The 19,864-nt window shown below is 63.1% G+C and carries 20 protein-coding genes and 1 riboswitch; of the genes, 10 read left to right on the plus strand and 10 right to left on the minus strand.

Annotated elements, in window-relative coordinates:
* Positions 1-151 precede the first annotated feature (151 nt).
* Positions 152-2,299, plus strand: coding sequence for a putative bifunctional diguanylate cyclase/phosphodiesterase (locus VIM12_RS15905; protein ID WP_331942651.1), 2,148 nt, complete (start codon positions 152-154; stop codon positions 2,297-2,299).
* On the opposite strand, the gene VIM12_RS15910 is transcribed toward VIM12_RS15905, so the two are convergent.
* The 3 genes from VIM12_RS15910 to VIM12_RS15920 form a co-directional block, all read right to left on the minus strand.
* On the minus strand, positions 2,296-2,691 hold the full coding sequence (locus tag VIM12_RS15910) for an aminoacyl-tRNA synthetase (RefSeq protein WP_331942652.1): 396 nt from the start codon (positions 2,689-2,691) through the stop codon (positions 2,296-2,298). The two genes, VIM12_RS15905 and VIM12_RS15910, sit on opposite strands and share 4 nt — an antisense overlap.
* A 79-nt stretch (positions 2,692-2,770) precedes the next feature.
* On the minus strand, positions 2,771-3,121 hold the full coding sequence (locus tag VIM12_RS15915) for a hypothetical protein (RefSeq protein WP_331942653.1): 351 nt from the start codon (positions 3,119-3,121) through the stop codon (positions 2,771-2,773).
* Positions 3,122-3,179: 58 nt separating this feature from the next.
* Positions 3,180-3,268, minus strand: a riboswitch (cyclic di-GMP riboswitch).
* Between the two features lie 110 nt (positions 3,269-3,378).
* On the minus strand, positions 3,379-4,023 hold the full coding sequence (locus tag VIM12_RS15920) for an MBL fold metallo-hydrolase (protein ID WP_331942654.1): 645 nt from the start codon (positions 4,021-4,023) through the stop codon (positions 3,379-3,381).
* A 134-nt stretch (positions 4,024-4,157) separates the two neighbouring features.
* On the opposite strand from VIM12_RS15920, the gene VIM12_RS15925 reads away from it, so the two are divergent.
* The gene (locus VIM12_RS15925) at positions 4,158-4,874 is read left to right on the plus strand and encodes an SDR family oxidoreductase (RefSeq protein WP_331942655.1); all 717 of its coding nucleotides are present in this window, start codon (positions 4,158-4,160) and stop codon (positions 4,872-4,874) included.
* Positions 4,875-4,915: 41 nt separating this feature from the next.
* Here the strand turns inward: VIM12_RS15925 and VIM12_RS15930 are convergent, their stop codons facing one another.
* Entirely contained in the window at positions 4,916-5,668 is a 753-nt protein-coding gene (locus tag VIM12_RS15930; protein ID WP_331942656.1) for a metallophosphoesterase family protein, read from the minus strand.
* 136 nt (positions 5,669-5,804) lie between these two features.
* Here VIM12_RS15930 and VIM12_RS15935 point away from each other — a divergent pair, with 136 nt between their 5' ends.
* From VIM12_RS15935 to VIM12_RS15950, 4 genes are all read left to right on the plus strand, one after another.
* Complete coding sequence (locus tag VIM12_RS15935; protein ID WP_331942657.1) at positions 5,805-6,638, plus strand: nucleotidyltransferase; 834 nt, start codon at positions 5,805-5,807, stop codon at positions 6,636-6,638.
* Positions 6,639-6,709: 71 nt separating this feature from the next.
* Positions 6,710-7,213 carry a hemerythrin domain-containing protein gene (locus VIM12_RS15940; protein ID WP_331942658.1) on the plus strand — a complete coding sequence of 168 codons (504 nt, stop codon included), beginning with the start codon at positions 6,710-6,712 and terminating at the stop codon, positions 7,211-7,213.
* A 112-nt stretch (positions 7,214-7,325) separates the two neighbouring features.
* Positions 7,326-7,871 (plus strand): hypothetical protein, encoded by a 546-nt coding sequence (locus VIM12_RS15945; protein ID WP_331942659.1) that lies wholly within the window; start codon positions 7,326-7,328, stop codon positions 7,869-7,871.
* Between the two features lie 348 nt (positions 7,872-8,219).
* Positions 8,220-9,275 carry a porin gene (locus tag VIM12_RS15950; protein WP_331942660.1) on the plus strand — a complete coding sequence of 352 codons (1,056 nt, stop codon included), beginning with the start codon at positions 8,220-8,222 and terminating at the stop codon, positions 9,273-9,275.
* Positions 9,276-10,528: 1,253 nt separating this feature from the next.
* On the opposite strand, the gene VIM12_RS15955 is transcribed toward VIM12_RS15950, so the two are convergent.
* Together VIM12_RS15955 and VIM12_RS15960 are read right to left on the minus strand one after the other, a co-directional pair.
* Positions 10,529-11,503 carry a tripartite tricarboxylate transporter substrate binding protein BugE gene (locus tag VIM12_RS15955; RefSeq protein WP_331942661.1) on the minus strand — a complete coding sequence of 325 codons (975 nt, stop codon included), beginning with the start codon at positions 11,501-11,503 and terminating at the stop codon, positions 10,529-10,531.
* Between the two features lie 160 nt (positions 11,504-11,663).
* On the minus strand, positions 11,664-12,557 hold the full coding sequence (locus VIM12_RS15960; protein WP_331942662.1) for a LysR substrate-binding domain-containing protein: 894 nt from the start codon (positions 12,555-12,557) through the stop codon (positions 11,664-11,666).
* A 21-nt stretch (positions 12,558-12,578) separates the two neighbouring features.
* On the opposite strand from VIM12_RS15960, the gene VIM12_RS15965 reads away from it, so the two are divergent.
* From VIM12_RS15965 to VIM12_RS15975, 3 genes are all read left to right on the plus strand, one after another.
* Complete coding sequence (locus VIM12_RS15965; RefSeq protein ID WP_331942663.1) at positions 12,579-13,802, plus strand: ABC transporter substrate-binding protein; 1,224 nt, start codon at positions 12,579-12,581, stop codon at positions 13,800-13,802.
* A 16-nt stretch (positions 13,803-13,818) separates the two neighbouring features.
* Positions 13,819-15,006, plus strand: a complete 1,188-nt coding sequence (argE, locus tag VIM12_RS15970; protein WP_331942664.1) for an acetylornithine deacetylase — start codon at positions 13,819-13,821, stop codon at positions 15,004-15,006.
* Between the two features lie 586 nt (positions 15,007-15,592).
* The gene (locus VIM12_RS15975) at positions 15,593-16,270 is read left to right on the plus strand and encodes an SOS response-associated peptidase (protein ID WP_331942665.1); all 678 of its coding nucleotides are present in this window, start codon (positions 15,593-15,595) and stop codon (positions 16,268-16,270) included.
* 18 nt (positions 16,271-16,288) lie between these two features.
* On the opposite strand, the gene VIM12_RS15980 is transcribed toward VIM12_RS15975, so the two are convergent.
* Complete coding sequence (locus VIM12_RS15980; protein WP_331942666.1) at positions 16,289-16,456, minus strand: hypothetical protein; 168 nt, start codon at positions 16,454-16,456, stop codon at positions 16,289-16,291.
* Between the two features lie 240 nt (positions 16,457-16,696).
* On the opposite strand from VIM12_RS15980, the gene VIM12_RS15985 reads away from it, so the two are divergent.
* Positions 16,697-16,966, plus strand: coding sequence for a hypothetical protein (locus VIM12_RS15985; RefSeq protein WP_331942667.1), 270 nt, complete (start codon positions 16,697-16,699; stop codon positions 16,964-16,966).
* 48 nt (positions 16,967-17,014) lie between these two features.
* Here the strand turns inward: VIM12_RS15985 and ybaL are convergent, their stop codons facing one another.
* The 3 genes from ybaL to VIM12_RS16000 form a co-directional block, all read right to left on the minus strand.
* Positions 17,015-18,706 carry a YbaL family putative K(+) efflux transporter gene (gene ybaL, locus VIM12_RS15990; RefSeq protein WP_331942668.1) on the minus strand — a complete coding sequence of 564 codons (1,692 nt, stop codon included), beginning with the start codon at positions 18,704-18,706 and terminating at the stop codon, positions 17,015-17,017.
* A 45-nt stretch (positions 18,707-18,751) separates the two neighbouring features.
* Complete coding sequence (locus tag VIM12_RS15995) at positions 18,752-19,189, minus strand: universal stress protein (protein ID WP_331942669.1); 438 nt, start codon at positions 19,187-19,189, stop codon at positions 18,752-18,754.
* Positions 19,190-19,324: 135 nt separating this feature from the next.
* A complete protein-coding gene (locus VIM12_RS16000; protein WP_331942670.1) occupies positions 19,325-19,642 on the minus strand; it encodes a hypothetical protein in 318 nt (105 codons plus the stop codon).
* Positions 19,643-19,864 lie beyond the last annotated feature (222 nt).

Raw genomic sequence — 19,864 nt, forward strand, 5'->3', positions numbered from 1 at the left:
GCAGACGGGGAAAGTACGTGCCGGGCAGGCATGCGCTAACGCAAAGCGCCACCGAAACCGGCAGGAACCTCCTGCCCGCCGCCCATTCCTAGCTACACGGACACCCGTCCAAACCCGGACGGGCAAAAGCGCCTTGCGGCAGGGAATCGCAATGACACCCGAAGACCAGGCACAGCATTCCTCATCGGAGAAGCCAGCGGCGGCGGCCACGCTCTGGCCCGACTGGGAGGCAAGTGCGGTCGCGCAGAAGCTGTTCCAGGTCTCGCCCGGATTTGCCTGCATCCTGCGCGGTCCGGAGCATGTTTTCGAATTCGCCAACGACGGCTATTTCCGGCTGGTCGGTCCGCGTGACCTGATCGGGAAGCCGATCCGCGAGGTGTTTCCGCAACCGGAACTGGATGCCCATGTGCAGCTGCTCGACCAGGTGCACCGCACGGGCCAGCCCTACGTTGGTCGCGCCGTCCGCCTTCTGGTCCGGCCAAAACCCGGCTCCCGCCCCGAGGAATGCTTCCTCGACCTGTCCTACTTGCCCATCATCACCGAAGACGGCAAGGTCAGCGGCATTCTTGCGCAAGGTTACGACGTCACCGCGCTGGTGCGCACCCAGGAAGCCCTGCACACCAGCGAGCAACGGTTGCAGCTGGCGCTGGAAGCCGCCGGCGAAGGCGTCTGGGACTGGAACATTGCCGAGGACCGCTTCACGTTTTCGAAGCGGGGCCGCGAGATGCTCGGCTACGGTACGGACGAGGTCGGCGGCCGGCTGGAGGACTGGCTGGGCATTACCCATCCGGAAGACCGGGAACGGGTGCGGGAAGAAACGATGGCCTGCCTGCGCGGCAAGGTGCCGATCGTGGTGCAGGAATACCGGGTGCGCAACAAGCAGGGCGATTGGCAATGGATCGTTGCCCGCGGGGCGGTGGTTGCCCGCAACGCCGAGGGGCGGGCGATGCGCATGATGGGCACGACGGTCGACATCTCCAACGAGCAGGAGGCGCTGCACCGGGCCAATTTCGACACGCTCACGGGGCTTGCGAACCGCAGCCTGTTTCGCGATCGGCTCGACCATGAAATCGCGTTGTCTCGCCGCAGTGGCCAGCCAATGGCGCTGTTCTTCATCGACCTCGACCGCTTCAAGGAGGTCAACGACCTGCTCGGGCATGACGCGGGTGACGAGCTCCTGCGCCAGGCCGCTGGCCGCATCCGCGACTGCGTGCGCAAGTCGGACATGGCGGCCCGCCTCGGCGGCGATGAATTCACGGTGATCCTCACCGCGCTCGAGACCCCGGCCCAGGTGAGCCGCATCGCGCAGAAGATCCTGCATGCGCTGGCGCTTCCTTTTCTTCTCGATGGCAAGGAGGTGACGATCTCCGCCAGCATCGGCATCACCCTGTTTCCGGCGGACGCGGCCGAAACCGGCCACCTGGTGCGCAACGCCGACCAGGCCATGTACGCGGCCAAGCAGGCGGGGCGCAACCAGTTTCGCTTCTTCACTCCGTCGATGCAGGAGGCGGCGACCCTGCGCATTGCGTTGATCGCCCAGCTGCGCCAGGCCCTGCCCCGGCATCAGCTGCGCGTCGTGTTCCAGCCGATCATGGAACTGTCCACCGAGCGCATCGTGAAGGCGGAGGCGCTGCTGCGCTGGCAGCATCCGGCCCAGGGCCTGCTGGCGCCGGCCGCCTTCATACCGCTGGCGGAGGAGAGCGGCCTGATCAACGAGATCGGCAACTGGGTGTTCATGCAGGCCGCCATCTGGTCCCGCCGCTGGAGCGACCAGACCGGCAGCACATTCCAGGTCAGCATCAACCGTTCGCCGGCCGAGTTCACCGCGCCCGCCCTAGGACCAAGCTGGGATGCGCAACTGCGGGAACTGGGACTGGGGTGGAACAGCATCTCCGTCGAGATCACCGAGAACCTGCTTCTCAACACCAGCCATGCGGTCGAGTCCCGCCTGTTGCGCCTGCGCGAGTCCGGCATACAGGTGTCGATTGACGACTTCGGCACCGGCTATTCCTCGCTTGCCTACCTGAAGAAGTTCGACGTCGATTTCCTCAAGATCGACCAGTCGTTCGTGAGGGAGACCGCCAGCTGCAGCAATGCCCGCGTGATCGCTGAAACCATCATCGTCATGGCCCACAAGCTGGGATTGAAAGTCGTGGCGGAGGGTGTGGAGACGGCGGAACAGCGGGACTGGCTGCGCGCAGCCGGCTGCGACTATGCACAGGGCTTTTTCTTCTCCGAGCCGGTGCCGCCCGAACGCCTTGGCGAACTGCTCGGAACCGACCCGGTGACGGCGCACTAGCAGTGCGGCGGTGCAGGGTCGGCGCGATGGCGGCGGTGCAGGGGCATCCGGTGGCATTCGCCGTGCTCGAGCAGGTGGACGACCGCCTTGACGATGGCGAACATCAGCGCGCGCTCCCGATCGGGATGGTCGGCCACGCGCACCAGCACCGGACCGGCGGCGATCGCTTCGCCTTCGGCCTCGCCCGGCGGGCAGGTGAAGGCGATGGACAGCCGGTACTCGGCAAGCAGCGCGCCACAGGCATGCCAGTCGCGCGTCCATCGCGGCATCGGCGTACGGTTCTCCCACAGCGTGCCGGCGCTGTCCGCGTACTCTTCCACCTCGTGTCCGAGCAATTGGGCCAGCCGCCGTTCCTTGGCGACGCAACTGCGGAAATATTCTTCGTCGCTCATTCGCATTGCACGCTCCTCTCCTGCTGTTAGACGGCAGGAGAAAGCGCAGTTCCTGAGCGCAGGTGTCGGTACGCGCCGTTCAGCGGCGCTGGCCGTAGTAGGAAGCGGTGCCCAGGGTGGCCTGGTGATTGCGCTCGGCGATGGTCCACAGCTTGTTTCCGCGGGCGTTGCGGCTGTCGAACGGACGTCTTTTCCCGCCGCCGTTGCCGGCGGCACCCGTGGCGGCCACGACATCGCCGTCCATTTCCCGCACCGAGGCGATAAGGCTGTCGCGGAAGGCTTCGCGAAAGGTCCCCGAATCGAAGCAGCGGTTGCTCTTGCTGCCGACCACGATGGTCATGCCCTGCTCGCCATTGACGAAGCCGCACTCGGCGGACGCGGCCAGCGGCAGCAGCAAGAGCATCATCAAGGGTAGATATGGCTTCGGCATCCGAATCCTCACATGCAGCGCAAGGCAATGCCGATAGCTGGAGCATGTCTTCGCTCCGGAAGGCGGCCCCGCTGCCATGAGAGTGGTGACTCTTTTAGGCCGGAAGCTTTGCGTCCCGTTCTTTCAAACGGTTTGCCTTGCAGTTGATCTGCGGAAAGTATAACAGGAAAACAAAAAGTCGCGCTCGGCGGGGAACAGCCGGTTTTCGTCGGATGTCCTCCGGCCCGGCCGTTTTTCCCTCTCCTGCTGCAGCGGCTTCAGCCGAAGCGCCGGTCGGCCACGAAGGGATTGCTGCCGCGCTCGTCGCCGAAGGTCGACACCGGACCGTGCCCGGGTACGAACATCACGTCGTCGCCCAACGGAAAGAGCTTTTCACGAATCGAGTGGACCAGGCTGTCGTGGTCGCCGCGCGGGAAGTCGGTACGGCCAACCGAACCCTTGAACAGGACATCTCCGACCAGCGCCAGCCGCGCGTCCGGATGGAAGAATACGACGTGTCCGGGCGTGTGCCCCGGGCAGTGCAGGACTTCCAGGCGCTGGGCGCCGAAGGTCACGCGGTCGCCGTCCTGCAGCCAGCGGTCCGGCACAAAGGATGCGGCCGGCGGAAAACCCATGCGCCGGGTGGCCTCGTCCAGCTGGTCTATCCAGAAGCGGTCTTCCTCGTGCGGACCTTCGATCGGCACGCCGAATTCCTGGCGTACCAGGTCCGCCGCCGCGCAGTGGTCGAGATGGCCGTGGGTCAGGAAGACCTTCTCCAGGCCGACCCCGAGGCGGTCAAGCGCGTCGCGCAGCCGCGGCAGGTCGCCGCCGGGATCGACGAGCGCGGCGCGTTGCGTTTCTTCACAGACGAGGATGCTGCAATTCTGCTGGTAGGGCGTGACGGGAACGATCGCGCATTTCATGGCCGGAATCCGAAATTTGCAGGACGACGGCCGAGAGTATGCCACGCGCCCCGCTCACCGGAATGCAGGAAAACCGAACGCCTGCTAACCTGCGTCGTCGGCATCCGCCACTCCATCATGAAAGGGACCAGAAGATGAAAGCCGTACTGACCGGACACAGCCGCGGCCTCGGTGCCGCCATCGGCGCGGAACTCCTTGCCCGCGGCATCCCTGTCCTGGCGCTGGCGCGACGCGCCAACGCCGACCTCGCCGCCCGCTTCCCGCAACTGCTGCAACAACAGGAGCTGGATCTCGGCGACCCGGCCGCACTGCATGCCTGGCTGGGTTCCGGCGCACTGGCCGCCTTTCTGGCGGGGGAACGGCAGGCGCTGCTGATCAACAACGCGGGAACCGTCCAGCCGGTGGGCCCGGCCGAAGCGCAGGATCCGCTCGCCGTCGCCCAGGCCGTCGCGCTGAACGTGTCGGCGCCGCTGGTGCTGGCCGCCGCCATTGCGCGCGTCCCCGGCGAGAAGCGCGTCCTGCACGTCTCCAGCGGCGCCGGGCGCAACGCCTATCCCGGCTGGAGCGTCTACTGTGCGACCAAGGCCGCGCTCGACCACCACGCCCGTGCCGCGGCGCTCGACGCCGGCCATGATCTGCGCGTGTGCAGCCTGGCGCCGGGCGTCATCGACACCGACATGCAAGCGGAAATCCGCTCGACCTCGCTCGACCGCTTCCCGATCCGGGAGCGCTTCGAGGCGCTCAAGCGCGAAGGGGCGCTGACCAGCCCCGAGGACTGCGCGCGGCGCCTGGTCGACTTTCTGCTGTCCGGCAAGTTCGGCGAGCAAGCGGTCGCGGATCTGCGTGACTGATCGGTGTCGATGCGCAAACTTGCGCATCCTTCCGACCAGAATTACATGGCGCTGGCTTCCGCAATCGGCACTTCGATGATGCGGAAGGCCGGTCGCTCTGGAAACGTCCGCTGCAACAAGGGCTTGGCCACGTTGTAGACGGGAATCCCGTTGGCGGTTTTTCCCTCCGGCGAGCCGCGGTGTGCGTGGCCGTGCACCACCGCGTCGACCGGATAGCGGATCAGGGGATCTTCCAGCCGGCTGCTGCCGAGGAAGGGAAAAATTTCCGGCGGCTCGCCTTGCACCGTGCCCACGATGGGCGAGTAGTGCAGGACAGCAATGCGGTGAGGGGTGCGCAGCTTGGCCAGCGCCGACTCCAGCTTGAGCGCCTCCTGTATCGCCTCGTTCACGAACTGCTTGATCGCGCCCTCCCCCCAGGGACCCAGCGCGCCGCGGCCATAGCCGCCGGCGAATCCCTTGCCGCCGGCGATGCCGACACCGTGGATCTCGCATGCCTCGCCATCCAGCACCTTCACCCCGCCCTCGGTCAGGATGCGGCGCACCTCGCCCGGATTTCCCGACTCGTAGTCATGGTTGCCGAGCACGGCGACGATCGGAATCCGAGCCGCGGCAAGATCCTCCACCAGCACATGGGTCTCCTCCGGCAATCCGTAATCAGTCAGGTCGCCGCACAGCAGGAGGGCGTCGGCTTCCTCCGCGGCAGCCGCGAACAATTTCCGCAATTCGCCGCCCGAATCCTTGGTGCAGTGCAGGTCTCCCACTGCCGCAAAGCGTATCTTGTCCTTAGAAATCACTCACACCTCCTTTTGCTTGTGGTTGCCGGCGCCGCGTCCGATACGACGACACTTGCTCCTTCATACTGACCGCGCGCTCGTGGCATAAGTTTTGCTGATTCCCGGTATCACCTCTTTCCTGTCACCTGGGGCAACAATGAAACCTATAGAACCTGTGCCGACTTCCCATCCGGTGGATGAATCCAACGCCGCCATCGCCACGTTCTACCGGGAAGTCCTGCAGACCCTGAATGCAGCTTCCGTGCCGTATCTGATCGGCGGTGCCTATGCCTTCAATCGCTATACCGAAGTCAACCGCCCGACCAAGGACCTCGACATCTTCATCCGTCGCAACGACTTCGAGCGCATCAGGGAAGTCGTGCAGGAAGCGGGCTACGAGTGCGAGCTGACCTATCCGCACTGGCTCGGCAAGGTGCATTTCGAAGGCGTGTATATTGACCTGATCTTCAGCTCGGGCAACGCGATCGCCGAAGTCGACGATGCGTGGTTCGAACACGCGGCGCCCGGCGAGGTGCTCGGCGTCCCGGTCCGCATCTGTCCGGCGGAAGAGATGATCTGGTCGAAGGCTTTCATCATGGAAAAGGAACGCTTCGACGGCGCCGACATCGCCCATTTGATCCGGGCGCGCAGCGCGCAGCTCGACTGGCCGCGGCTGTTCCGCCGCTTCGAGCCGCACTGGCGGGTGCTGCTGAGCCACCTGATCCTGTTCGGCTTCGTCTATCCGGCCCATCGCGACCTGGTGCCCTCGGCAATCATGGACGAGTTGATCGAACGCCTGCGCCAGGAAACGCACAGCGAACCGCCCGACACCCGGCTGTGCCTTGGCACCCTCCTCTCGCGCGAGCAATACCTGAACGACATCGAACGCCAGGGTCTGCAGGACGGCCGAGTGGCCCCCGTCGGCAAGATGACGCCGGAGGACACCGCGCAGTGGACGCAGGCGATCAGCGACGACCACGAGCCGGATTGAGCCGGGATGGCTTGCAATCGATGCGACGGCTTCTAAACTCCAGGTTCATCGGGAGACAGGAGCTGCGAGTGATGAGCGAATGGGTGGCAGACAGTGGCGCCGGGTCTGGCGCAGCAACGCCGGTGGCAATGCTCCGCGCCGGCCATAACCTGCTGCGCCAGCTTTTCGTGCAGTACGCACAGGCGCGCGACCCAGGCGAAAAGCGCGACGTCGGCAGCCACCTCCTGTTGATGATGCAGCTGCACGCCGCGGTGGAGGAAGGCGTGTTCTATCCGCGCGTGCAGCAGATCGACCCGCGGCTGGTCGGACAGTGCGCGCATGAACACGAGCAGGTGCATCGCATCGTCCAACAGCTCAAGCCGATGGACGAAGGCGATCCGCAGGCGGAGCACCTGTTCGGTCTTCTCAAGGATGCCGTACTGCGCCATATCGAGGACGAGGAACAGCGTCTTTTCCCCCAGATTGCACTGGCCGGCCTCGACCTCGACGCGATCTTTGTGGAAATGCAGGCCATGGAAGCCCGCCTCGCCGCCGCGCGCACCCATCCGCCATCGACCCGCGCGCTCGTCCAATAAGCGGGGTAGTGACTTTCCGCAATTCTTCGCGCCGGCGTGGGAATCGCCGTGGCGCGCCGGCGTCCAACCCCCTGTACAGCCAATACGGCAACCCGACAACAAGGAGACCGATATGCGCAAACTTGCCTGCACCCGGACACCTGCGCGCGCCTGCATGATCGCCGCGACGCTCGTCGCCGGGACTGCCTTCCTGGCCAATCCGGGCCCTGCTGTCGGCCAGGCTTACCAGGATGAACGCGATGCCTGCCGGCACCTTCCCGCTTCCGAGCGCGGCAGCTGCCTGCGGGAGGCCGCTGCCGCGCGCGCTGCGGCGCGCAAGGGGGAGCTTGCGACGGCCGGCAGCTACGAAGCGAATGCCACGCAACGCTGCAATGCCCTGCCGGCAGCAGACCGCGACGCGTGCCTACGGCGAGCGCGCGGAGAAGGCGTCAGCAGCGGCAGCGTTGAAGGCGGAGGGATACTCCGCGAGTATCGCGAAATCACCCTGCCGCCTGCCCAGCAATCCTCAGTTGTTCCGACACAACAAGCGCCTAGCGATACGGCAAGCGGCACCGGCAGTGCTGTGGGCCTGCCGCAATCGACGTTACCTGCACAGACGCTGCCTTCGCCGGCTCCCTCCCCGCAGCCGGCGCCGGCCGGCGTCATGATCCGGCGCTAGCACGCGCGGCGGCGCTCCCGCCGCTTCTTCCGGCCGCACTGCGCCTTCCGGATCATGCCGGAAGTATCCCGCTCGCCCTGTTCCTTGTTACGGAAACCGTAGCGATCTTCCGCCGACCATTTGCGGCCGGCTCCCCTCCTGCGCACAACCTTTCCTTATTCCTGCTTGGAATAGGCAGCGGAATATTAATCATTTGCCGCTCGCAAACCCGTCGCTTGATACTCCGGTCACCGGGCTTGGGCGTGATGAGCAGCAACCACGACCGTCATGCGGGCACGCGTTGAACAAGCGGCGAAAGCCGCCTACTTGCAGCTTCCACACTCTGAAAAACTAGTTAGGGACCCAACAATGAAAACCAAACTCCTCTTGGCTGGCGCGGGCCTGGTCGCAGCAGGGCTGGCAAATGCGCAGACCAATGTCACCATCTACGGCATCGCCGACGTCGGCGTGGAATTCCTGACCAACGCGGCCCGGGTTGGCACAAGCAACGAGAACGTGTTCCGCATGGCGTCCGGCAACCTTTCCGGGTCGCGCTTCGGCTTCCGCGGCACAGAGGATCTCGGCGGCGGCATGAAGGCCGTCTTCCAGCTGGAGTCCGGCTTCGATCTTGACACCGGCATGCTTAGCCAGGGTGGTCGCCTGTTCGGCCGCCATGCCTTTGTGGGTGTACAGGGCGGACTGGGTGCAATCACGCTCGGCCATCAGCAGAACGCCCTCTACGACCTCGTCATCAAGTACGACCCGATGGGGTTCTCGTCACGCTACTCGGCACTTACCCATGACGCCGCCTTTGCCGGTCGCCCCGACAACACGATCAAGTACACGGGCGCCTTCGGTCCGCTGACGGCAACCGCCTTCTACAGCTTCGGCCGCAACCTCGACGGCGAAGTCCCGGGCAGCACGAAGGTCTCGCGCAACGTTGGCGGCGGCGTCGCCTACGCCAGCGGCCCCTTTGGTGCGACGTTCGCCTACGACCAGTACCAGGGGAACACCGTGGCAACCGCAGGCCAGAGTGCAAGGCGGATGGCGCTGGCGGGCAGCTATGCGATGGGCGCGCTGAAAGGCTTTGTCGGCTATCGCTGGCTCAAGGACGAAATCGTCGCAGCAGGCGCTCCGTCGGTGCGCTCGAACCTCTACTGGGCAGGCCTTGCATACGATCTGAGTCCTGCGCTCAAACTGACCGGCGCGGTCTATCACACCGATCGCCGCGACAGCAGCGCGGACCCGACCAGCCTCGTGCTTTCCGCCGACTACTCCCTGTCAAAACGCACCGACCTCTACCTGACGGTCGCTCATGCACGCAACAAATCGGGTTCGAACCTCGGCCTCAACGGCTTTGGAAGTTCGATCATTGCAGGCGAGAACCAGACTGGTATCGTCGCCGGCGTCCGGCATCGCTTCTAAAGGCCGTATCCGCAGAATCCACGCTTGTCTCCTCCAATCCAAGGATCCCCAAGGATTGGCTTCAGCCCGCTCTCTGAGCGGGCTTTTTTTCTGCAACCGCTCGACTTCTGCAGGCCTGCCTTATGTAGTGGGTCAGCGCCACCGAACCTCGTTTTCACCATGATGCCAACCGTCTCGCGTCTGCGGTCGGAGGTCTCTGGCGGCACCAATCCAAGATGTGTTGATTCTGCATGTGCTGCTCGAGCAAGCCGCGGATCCCGTCATTGCGCGGATCCCATCATTGTGCGAATCCCGTCATTGCATGGGCCGTCGCGTCGAACACGTGATCCGAATTTCGGCTCTTCGAGTCACGTCGCTTCGAGTCACGTCACTTCGAATCATTTAGCGTCGAATCTTGTGGGGTCGGCTCATGCAACTTCGCCTCCGAAATCGAACCATGCAAATGCGCATCGTATGGCATTGCGCGATGCAGGCGGAAGTGGCATGCCGCGCACTTTGATCTCTTCGCAAACCCACTACCCTTCTGCAGCAATACCCGGCTTCCTTTGCAGGCGAGCAGAATGGGCAGATACGCACTGAGTTCGGCGTCAGAGGCCAATATGCAACCGGCAATCTAGATGGGCATCACTGGCCAGCTGTAGAAGGCGATCATCGTCGAACACTGTCATGCGTTGCAAATGCTCGCGGCTTGCCGCAATACATGGAGATGCAGGACGCAGAATGCGAGACGACGCGTCAGACGCTTTGAGAGTATCGCATCCGCAATGCGCACTGCGGAATTCGGGTTGCCGTGTACCGTGTGCCGTGTGCCGTGTGCCGGATGTCAGATGTCGGATGTCAGATGTCGGATGTCGGATGTCGGATGTCGGATGTCGGATGCCGGATGGCGAATGGCGAATGGCGAATGGCGAATGGCGAATGCCGGATGCCGGATGCCGGATGCCGGATGCAATTCGATACGGTGCTGGCCTCGCCGCGCAAAGGGCCGGCAGTCAAGACCGCGCGCCCTCATAACCGCTACATTGGACAGCACGAGTGAGAGCGCGCCAGCAACGGTACGATAGCGATGAAATCGTCGTCCAGCTTGCAATTGGCAGGACGCTCGGAGATCGAGTCTACAACGTGCACGGCAGCCGTCTATTGAGAAGGGGACCAATGCGTGGCGCTCAACGTCAACCACATCTAAACGAGAAAGCCCCGCGTCCTGGACGGAGCGGGGCTTCTTGTGTCTTAGCACTTACCTTGGGCTGCGCTCAGGCGCCTTCCATCTTGATGCCCTGCTTTTTGACGATGTTCTTCATCTTCTCGAACTCCGCCTGGATCTCCTTCGCGTGTTCTGCGGCCGAGCTTCCGACCGGCTCCGAACCCCCTCCGCGAATGCGCTCCTGCACCTCCGGCACTGCGAGCGCCTTCACTGCCGCCGCGTTAAGTTTCTTGATGATTTCGTCTGGCGTCTTTGCCGGCGCAATCAAGCCGTACCAGGCCGGGTCATTCACCCCGTTCAAGCCAAGCTCACCAAAGGTCGGCACCATCGGCAACGATTCAAGTCGCTTGTGCCAAGCAACGGCGAGCGGCTTCAGCTTTCCCGACTTGATGTGCGGCAGAGATGAAGGCACGTTATCGAAGATCATCTCGACCTGGCCGCCCAGAACGTCATTGAGTGCGGGTCCTATACCGCGGTACGCCACGTGCAGGATGTGCGTTCCGGTCGCGGACTTGAACTGTTCTCCCAGCATGTGCGCCAGCCCGCAATTGCCGGAGCTTGCATAGCCGTACTTGCCCGGGCTTTTCTTCACTACGTCCATGAACTGCTTGAAGTCCTCGACACCGAACTTGGGATTCACGGCGAGGACGTTCGGCGAACGGGCGAGTGTGGAAATGGGTGCAAAGTCCTTTATCGGGTCATAGCCGATCTTCGGGTTGCATGCAGGGTTCACTGCATGGGTGCTGACGGTCGAAATGCCGATGGTATAGCCATCCGGCTCCGCCTTTGCGATTGCTGCCGCCCCGATCGCCCCTCCGGCACCGCCGCGGTTCTCGATCACCACCGGCTTGCCCAGCTCCTTGGCGAGCCGGTCTCCGACGACACGCGCGATGATGTCGGTTGATCCTCCAGGGGGGAATGGAATGATCAGCGTGATCGGCTTGTCGGGGTAGGACTGGCCCTGGGCTGCACTGGCCACTAACAGGCAACCGAACAGTGTCGGAAGCAGGAAACGAATCTGCATTTGTCGATCTCCTTGATTGAACTATCTGCCGGCGGCAGCCGGAAAAGCGGAACCCCACTTTTGTGATGAGTATCAACACTGTCCAGAAGTGCAGCAAATGAAATAATCGCCAAATGCGATTCCAAAACGGAATGGATAAGCCGACCGTCCGGCAAGGAAATCAGGCCGGCGTGGCCGCTGCCTCCTCGAGGATCCAGCGGGTAAAGCACGCCAGCGCACGGCCATTTCTGCGGTCTTTTGGATGCACCAGGTAATAGCCGTATTCGCTTTTCATGGCTTCCTTCGACACGAGCACAAGTTTACGGCGACGCAGCTCTTCCTCGACGAGGAAACGCGGCATGATGCCCACGCCGAGGCCTGCCGTCAGTGCGGGAATCATCAGCGTGAACTGCTCGTATTTCTGTGTGCGCCGCGGGTCGTAGCCGACAACCTCGTGCTTGTCGAACCATCGCTCCCACACCGTCGGGAGTTGAATATGCTCCATCAGCCGGTGGCGCAGCAGGTCGGCGTTGCAACTCACGGGTTTCTGCTTGAGCAGCGCGGGACTGCACATGGGATAGAGTTCCTGCCCCAGCAGGTAGTGCGAATCCATGCCCGGCCAGCTTCCCCTGCCAAAGCGGATCTCGGCGGTGAGGACGCTGGACTGGGACTCGTGCGGCAGGCGCGGCATGAACTGGACGAGGATGTCCGGATTGGTTTCGTTGAACCTGGCCAGCCGCGGTATGAGCCACTTCTGCCCCAGGGTCGGAGGAACGCCGAGGCTGATGGTGCTGTCATCCGCCTGCAGCACCCGTACCCTGGCAGTGGCTTCCGCAAGCATCAGCAATGCCGGCCTCACCGCTTCCCAGTACAACCGACCTGCTTCGGTCAGCTCCAGCCCGTGATGCACGCGGCTGAACAGCGGCGCCCCCAGATGCTCTTCAAGTGACTGAATCTGTTTGCTGACGGCGCTTTGCGTGAGGAAGAGCTCTTCCGCCGCGCGCGAGCACGACAAATGCCGCGCCGCTGCGTCGAATACGCGAATCGCCGTCAAGGATTGGGGAAGCAGCTGCATTCGTATTCCAGATTGGCATGCGTGATCGAAATTATTTCGTTTGTAACCAAAAAGTGCAAGCACGAGAATCAATGCCAGTCGTCAACCAAAGAGATGAGTGCCATGAAAAGCACGTTGATATCCATAATGACCGCCGGATGGCTGATGGCCGGGCACAGCCAGGCATCCACGGGGCAGGACGAGATAGTTCTTGGACAGTCAGCGCCTCTTTCCGGCAGCTTCGGCGAACTCGGCAAGTCCTATCGCGACGGGGCCCTCCTGTATTTCGACCGCATCAATCGTCAGGGTGGCATACACGGCCGCCGGATACGCCTGACGACGCTCGATGACGCCTACGAGCCCAAGCGCGCCGAGGAGAACACCCGCCAACTGATCGCCAGGGACAAGGCCGTTGCCCTTTTCGGACATATGTTTTCCAGCGCGGTCAAGGCATCACTTGCTGTCGCGACCGAGGCCGGTGTTCCCTATGTCGCCCCTTATGCCGGCTACGACGAACTCTTCGATCGGCACAACGCCATGCTTTTCATGACCCGCGCGAGCTTCAGCGCCGAAATGGACACGCTGCTTCGCCATGTACACACGATGGGCCTGCGCAGAGTGGCGCTGGTTCGGTACGACAGTGCACCGGGAAAGGTTCTGCAGGAAGAATTCGAAGCGAAGCTGGCGGACTTTGGCATGAAACCGGCGGGCATCGGGATGATGAAGCTGAACTCGCGCAAGCCCGCGGAGGCGGTTCTTGCGCTGGCAAACGCCCGCCCCAACGGCATTGTTCTTGGCGTGTCCGGCTCGGACGCGGTGGCGTTCATCAAGCAGTTCAATCCGGCCGCGCAGGCAAAGCCGGTGCAATACCTTGCCCGCAGCCTGGTCGGCGGGCATCAGCTCGTCGCAGAACTGGGTGGCGAGAGTCGCGGCGTGGTGATGACACAGCTTGCTCCATCGCCTTTCAACGGCAAGACGCGCGTGGCCCGGGAATACCAGGCCGATATCCGGCTCGCACGACAGCACGAGCAACGAATCGAGCCAAGCTACGTCGGCTTTGAAGGTTACATCGCGGCAAAAGTGATGGTTGAAGGCTTGCGCCGCGCCGGACCGAATCCAACCCGTGCAAATCTGGTCGTGGCGCTTGAGACCATGCGGGAATGGGATGCCGGCGATTTTTTCATCGACTACGGCCCGGGCCGACACAAGGGGTCGCGCTTTGTGACCGTGACGGTAATCGGGCCAGCAGGACATTTCATTGAATAGAAAGTGCAGCATAACCATGACGAACCAAGCGAGTGCCACTGCGGCAAATGCATCTCCCCAGGTGATAGGCATGATCGAACGGCTTATCGCCTTCCCTACCGTTTCGCGCGATTCCAATCTCGGCTTGATTGAATGGACCCGCGACTACCTGCGCGGGCTCGGCGTCGACTCGCGCCTGACCTATGATTCGACAGGCAAGAAAGCAAATCTTTTCGCCACCTTGGGCGAGGGACGCAGCGGCGGGATTATCCTTTCCGGGCATACCGACACGGTGCCAGTGGATGGACAGGCATGGAGTTCGGATCCTTTTGTCGCCTCGGTCCGTGACGGACGCATCTACGGCCGTGGAAGCGCCGACATGAAGAGCTACATCGCCACCGCCCTCGCGCTGGCACCGGAGTTCCTCGATCGAAGTGATGCGGCGCCTGTCCACATCGCACTGTCCTACGATGAGGAAGTGGGCTGTATCGGCGTACGCAGCCTGATTGCAGACCTGAAGGACCAGGGCATCGAAGCGCGCGGATGCATCGTAGGCGAACCAACGACGATGCGGCCCATCGTCGCCCACAAGGGTACGCACCGGTTCCGATGCTGCGTGCGCGGCAAGGAGGCGCATTCCAGCTACACCAACCAGGGAGTCAATGCCATCGAGTATGCTGCGCGTCTTATCGTACGCATACGCCAGATCGCGGACCGGATGGCAAGCGAGGAGAAGAAGAACCACCAGTTCACTGTCCCGCATTCAACGATGCAGACCGGCCTCGTTCGCGGGGGAATCGCTGCGAATGTCGTACCCCGCGACTGCGAGTTCATGTTCGAATTCCGTACGCTGCCTGGCACGGACCCCAGCAGGATCTATCGTGAAGTTGCGTCGTACGCCGACCTTCTCGGCGCGGCAATGCGGGAAGAGGCTCCCGAGGCGGGGATACAGTTCGAGCAGGTATCGAGCAGCCCCGGCCTGCTGATGCAAGCTGATGACCCTGTGGTGCAGTTGGCATCGACGTTGAGTGGACAGATGCCGGATGGGGCGGTCTCGTACGGCACCGAGGCGGGATTGTTCCAGCACGCCGGAATACCGACGGTCGTTTGCGGACCCGGAAACATTGAGCAAGCACACCGGCCGGATGAATACGTGTCGCTCGAACAGGTGGCGCTTTGCGAAGCGTTCATGCGACGCCTTGCGCGAACAACGGTATCGATCTGATCCAGGCAAACAACCGTACTGCAGCACGGCTGTACGGCTGTTACGCTCCTCGTCATTCTCCTTCCACTATCATCGCTGGGCGGTGGCTGCACTGCACGGAGTGCAGGAAACCTCGACCGACGTCCTCGCCTGCTCCGTTCGGCGTTAGCCCCCTCGGCGTCGCACACTCAATCGACAAGTGCCTTCGGCCCAGCCATTCCCTGGGCTGGACACCAGGACGCGCCCTCCCAACGCCGTTTCGTTATCGGCTGCTTTAGCAACGCAAGGGATGAGTGCGATGAGTGCGATACAGCTTGCGCAATCGATCGGCCCTATCCGTTCGGTTGCTCGTCGCGGTTCAGCCGGCGAGTGCACCCGGCGCACCGTATGCTGGAGGAATCGGGTGAACCCGACGTCCTGGGTGCACTGCATGCACTGGATGTCATGGATCTCGCGGCTGAAATGGATGTACTGGATGCGCGGAATACGCCGGAAACGCTCTTCCATGGACCGCCAGTCACCGGACAGACCGGACGCACCGGGCACACCGCCCGTTAACTTGGCGCCATTTCGTGCCGGTTTTGCCGGGCGGGGCTAGAATTCGTCCATGTGCGCGAACTACATACCTTCGACACGCAATCAGCTTGAGCGGTTTTTCGGCGTTGCAGCTCCTGATTCCGAATACAAGGCGGAATCCTTTCCAGGCTATATGGCGCCGCTGATCCGCCCACCGAGCGCCAATGCCGTTCATGGCGACCGGTCGTGCGCGCTCGGCATGTTCGGTCTGGTTCCACATTGGGCCGAGACGCGGCTTGCTCGCCAGACCTACAACGCGCGCAGCGAGACCGCCGCGAGCAAGCCGAGTTTTCGCAACGCCTGGAAGCGTCGCCAATTCTGCGTCATCCCGGCCAGCGCGTTCTACGAGCCCTCGTACGAGACGGGCAAGGCGGTACGCTTCGAGATCGCGCATGTGAACGGCGAGCCGCTCGGGATAGCAGGCTTGTGGGAACACAAGGCAGGCGGCCCCGGCGAACTGAACCTTCTGTCCTTTTCCATGCTCACCGTGAATGCGGACGGGCATCCTCTGATGCAGCGTTTTCACAAGCCGGACGACGAGAAACGCATGCTGGTCATCCTTCACCCGGACCAGTACGACGACTGGTTGCATTGCGACACGGACGACGTGCCGCGTTTTCTTACCCGCTATCCGGCAGAGTTGTTGCAGGCCCGGCAAGCGCCGATGCAGGGCCGGGCACGCACGCAGGAAGGCCTCCCCGGATTCTGATTGCGGGTTCCGTCGTTGCTAGCGCTGCCGCCGCTGGACTTGGCGGCGCTCCACCTGGTCCCAGCCTATTTCTTTTCGGATCTGCTCTGCCTCATGCAGCGGCGCACGCGCATCCTTGCGCCGCTCCGCCTGCCTGCGCTCCAGGTATTCCCGCGCTCTTTCCTTGGGCTCTTTCTCTTGTTCCATCTGTACCCCTCGCGCCCGCGCATTGTGTACATGGGAGTTGAGGTGCCTGAGAAGGTTTCACCCGAAGCGGGCATCAGATGCGCCGCAAAGGGCTTCCTGCGGGGATGAACTTTTCGAATGACGAGACACTCGGCTCAATACATTACAACGGAGTTCAAGATGCCCGGATCAAGATTCATGCATCGACGGCGGGCTCCCCGGAGTCGCCCCGAGAAACCCAGGAACGAGCAGATGGACAGAATGGGACAAAAAGCCAGCTTGTGCGAGGAATTGGAGCGTATTGACGCCATCCTCGAAAGACTGCGGCACAGGCACCGCATCGGGCCGGATGTTTCCGTCGATGACCTGGTCGAGCTGTTCTGCGAGGAGCGCGACCGCCTTTTTGCACAGCTGCAAAAACTGGATGCGACTGTCGCCGAAGGCGAGCTGAACCCGGAAGGCGCGGAACACGCATACGTGATCGAATTCCGCCCCGGCACTGACGCTGGGCCACGCGCCGAGCGGCGATAATGCTGGCGCCTTCCACCCGGTTCCGGCGGCGGCCCCGGGTTGGCGCAGCTACTTCCTTTGTTCCAGCCGTTCGAGCACGTAACTGCTCATGCCCTTGGCAAGTTCATGCTCGCCCATGAAAACGGCTCCGGCGTTTTCCTTGCGCAGCAGGTTTGCTTCCTCTTCGCTGTGCGTGCGTACGACGGTATCGATCGCCGGATTCAGCGCACGCGCGATCTCGATCATCGCCCGCACATGAAAGGTATCGGGGGTTGCGATCACAAGAGCACCGGCACGCGCGATGTGGGCCTGAATCAGGACCTCGGGTTCGGCCGCGTTGCCGGCGACCGCCGGGACGCCGTCCTGCCGCAGCTTCTGCACCATCTCGCGGTTCTGCTCGACCACCACATAGCTGACGCCACGCCTCGCCAACGCGGCGCCGATCCTGCGCCCGACCCGGCCGTAACCGACAAGCACGACCTGGCCGGTCATTTTCTCGCTCGTCACGCTTGCGGGCAGCTCGGCCAGCGGATCCAGCCGGCGATGATAGTTGCTGCGCACGGCGCCGCGCGCGTGCAACCAGTTCTGCAACGGATCCACCAGCTTGAAGGTGAACGGATTGAGCGCGATGGAAATGATCGCGCCGGCCAGCACGAGGCTCTGGGCTTCCGGCGGCAGCAGGCCGAGGGAGAGGCCGAGTGCAATCAGGATGAACGAGAATTCGCCGATCTGGGCGAGGCTGGCCGACACCGTGAGCGCGGTATGCAAAGGGTAGCGCAGCGCAAGCACCAGCACGAATGCGGCGGCGGACTTGCCCACCATGATGATGAGCACCGTCGCCAGCACCTGCAGGGGCTGCTCGACGATGACCTTCGGATCGAACAGCATGCCGACGGACACGAAGAACAGGACTGAAAACGCGTCCCGCAGCGGCAGGGACTCCTGCGCCGCCCGATGACTCAGATCGGACTCCCGCAGCACCATCCCGGCGAAGAAGGCGCCGAGCGCAAACGAAACGCCGAACAGCTCGGATGAGCCATAGGCAATGCCGACCGCGGCGGCGATCACGCACAGGGTGAACAGTTCGCGGGAATTGGTGCGTGCCACCTGCCACAGCAGCCACGGGAATATCTTGCGCCCGACAACCAGCATGAGGCCGATGAACAGGGCCACTTCGCCGAGCGTGATGGCCAGGGTAGACCACAGCGAATCGCCGCCGGCCCCCTCCTTGCCGCCCAGCCACCCGGACAGGGCGGGGAGCAGGACCAGGACGATCACCATGACCAGGTCTTCCACCACCAGCCAGCCCACCGCAATCCGGCCGTTCACCGTCTCGAGCACGCCGCGTTCTTCCAGTGCCCGCAACAGGACCACGGTGCTGGCCACCGACAAAGCCAGGCCGAATACCAGTCCCGCCCCGAAGTGCCAACCCATCAGCAGCGCCAGTCCGAGACCGAGCAGGGTGGCGACCGTGATTTGCAGGATTGCGCCCGGCAGCGCGATACGTCGCACTTCCATCAGGTCGTCCAGCGAGAAATGCAGACCCACGCCAAACATCAGGAGCATCACGCCGATCTCCGCAAGCTGGTTGGCCAGCTCGACGTCGGCGATGTAACCGGGCGTGAACGGTCCAAGCAGGATCCCGGCAAGCAGGTAGCCCACCAGTGCCGGGAGCTTCATGCGCGCCGCCGCGAAGCCGAGGCAGAGTGCCAGGCCGAACGCTGCGGCAATGGTGGTGATCAGGTTGAGGTTGTGATGCATCGATAAGGACTCCTTTGATAAGTCGGATAGTCGCGGCCGGCGCGGTCAGGGAAACACCAGCACCGGTACCGGCGATTTCCGCAGCACTTCCTGCGTGATGCTCTCTCCGAAAGCAGTGTCAAGCACGCCAAGTCTTCCGCGGGTGGCCATCACGATGATGTCGCACTGGTAGCGTTCGGCGGCCGCAAGAATGGCCTCGGAGGGGATGCGCGACATCCCGACCGCCGCTTCGCATGGAACCTGCGCTTCCTGCGCCGCGGCTACCGCTTTCTCGATACTGGCCGTGGCCTCGGCAACATGATGCTGCTCGGCTTCCGCTCCGGTTCCGGCGGACTCCGCATCCGAGGCGTTGAAAAGCCTGGGCTCGGCAACCGAGAGGAACACCAGTCTTGCATGATGCGTACGCGCGAGGGCGAGCGCTGCGTCCAGCGGCTTGTAGGAAAGGGGCGTGCCGTCAATCGGCATCAATATGGCATTGAACATGGTCGGTCTTCCTGGCGACGACAGTGCCCGCGGTTGCGTGCGTCATCCGGCGGTGCGGCACGGGCGCGTAAGACGGGTACAGGCATTGCAGCATGCCTGCGCTACATGGTCTGTTTTCCCGGAGGCCGGGAAGCGTCAGGCTCTTGGCGGCGGCAGCGCGCGCGGAAGGTCGATCGAGACGAGGGAAGGAATGTGCGGGCGTGGCGTCGCGGTACGCGGTTCGTTGCCCTGGAACGTCAGCGCCAGGGGGACGTAGTCCGACATCTCCTCCATGTCGGCGGCGACCTGGTTCTGGTCCTGGTCGAGAATGCCGCCGGCCACGATAGCCTCGCTGTCGCCCAACCTGCTGCCAGCTGCCTGTTGCGCCTCGCGATAGGCAGTGCCGCCGACCGCGACAGTCATGCCCTGGGCCGCAAAGACGATCAGCAGGAGGACAACGAGGAGGTTTTTCATTTGCGAGGATATCGGCGCTGCCACGTTCTGCACCGATCCGGCCCGGGAAGATTCCGGACGCCGTTCGGCCGGCATGAAGGCAACATTTTAACCCGACTATGCAGGAAGGCCCGCCGCCGCCAGGGCAAAAAAAACCCGCAGGCCTTGCGGCTTGCGGGTGAATCCAATTCTAGGAGAGTTGGAGGAGACAGGGAGGACTATAGCGAAACGGTACCGCCGTGT

The organism is Noviherbaspirillum sp. (assembly GCF_036563305.1).
Classification (GTDB): Bacteria; Pseudomonadota; Gammaproteobacteria; order Burkholderiales; family Burkholderiaceae_D; genus Noviherbaspirillum.

Bases quoted from the DNA above. Each gene is read 5' to 3' on its own strand.
- VIM12_RS15940 (WP_331942658.1), top strand. From the start codon at position 6,710: ATGAGCGAATGGGTGGCAGACAGTGGCGCCGGGTCTGGCGCAGCAACG.
- VIM12_RS15985 (WP_331942667.1), top strand. From the start codon at position 16,697: ATGGGACAAAAAGCCAGCTTGTGCGAGGAATTGGAGCGTATTGACGCC.
- VIM12_RS15915 (WP_331942653.1), bottom strand. From the start codon at position 3,121: ATGCCGAAGCCATATCTACCCTTGATGATGCTCTTGCTGCTGCCGCTG.
- VIM12_RS15975 (WP_331942665.1), top strand. From the start codon at position 15,593: ATGTGCGCGAACTACATACCTTCGACACGCAATCAGCTTGAGCGGTTT.
- VIM12_RS15960 (WP_331942662.1), bottom strand. From the start codon at position 12,557: ATGCAGCTGCTTCCCCAATCCTTGACGGCGATTCGCGTATTCGACGCA.
- ybaL (WP_331942668.1), bottom strand. From the start codon at position 18,706: ATGCATCACAACCTCAACCTGATCACCACCATTGCCGCAGCGTTCGGC.
- VIM12_RS15925 (WP_331942655.1), top strand. From the start codon at position 4,158: ATGAAAGCCGTACTGACCGGACACAGCCGCGGCCTCGGTGCCGCCATC.
- VIM12_RS15945 (WP_331942659.1), top strand. From the start codon at position 7,326: ATGCGCAAACTTGCCTGCACCCGGACACCTGCGCGCGCCTGCATGATC.
- VIM12_RS15955 (WP_331942661.1), bottom strand. From the start codon at position 11,503: ATGCAGATTCGTTTCCTGCTTCCGACACTGTTCGGTTGCCTGTTAGTG.
- VIM12_RS15920 (WP_331942654.1), bottom strand. From the start codon at position 4,023: ATGAAATGCGCGATCGTTCCCGTCACGCCCTACCAGCAGAATTGCAGC.
- VIM12_RS15995 (WP_331942669.1), bottom strand. From the start codon at position 19,189: ATGTTCAATGCCATATTGATGCCGATTGACGGCACGCCCCTTTCCTAC.
- VIM12_RS15905 (WP_331942651.1), top strand. From the start codon at position 152: ATGACACCCGAAGACCAGGCACAGCATTCCTCATCGGAGAAGCCAGCG.
- VIM12_RS15980 (WP_331942666.1), bottom strand. From the start codon at position 16,456: ATGGAACAAGAGAAAGAGCCCAAGGAAAGAGCGCGGGAATACCTGGAG.
- VIM12_RS15950 (WP_331942660.1), top strand. From the start codon at position 8,220: ATGAAAACCAAACTCCTCTTGGCTGGCGCGGGCCTGGTCGCAGCAGGG.
- argE (WP_331942664.1), top strand. From the start codon at position 13,819: ATGACGAACCAAGCGAGTGCCACTGCGGCAAATGCATCTCCCCAGGTG.
- VIM12_RS15910 (WP_331942652.1), bottom strand. From the start codon at position 2,691: ATGAGCGACGAAGAATATTTCCGCAGTTGCGTCGCCAAGGAACGGCGG.
- VIM12_RS15935 (WP_331942657.1), top strand. From the start codon at position 5,805: ATGAAACCTATAGAACCTGTGCCGACTTCCCATCCGGTGGATGAATCC.
- VIM12_RS16000 (WP_331942670.1), bottom strand. From the start codon at position 19,642: ATGAAAAACCTCCTCGTTGTCCTCCTGCTGATCGTCTTTGCGGCCCAG.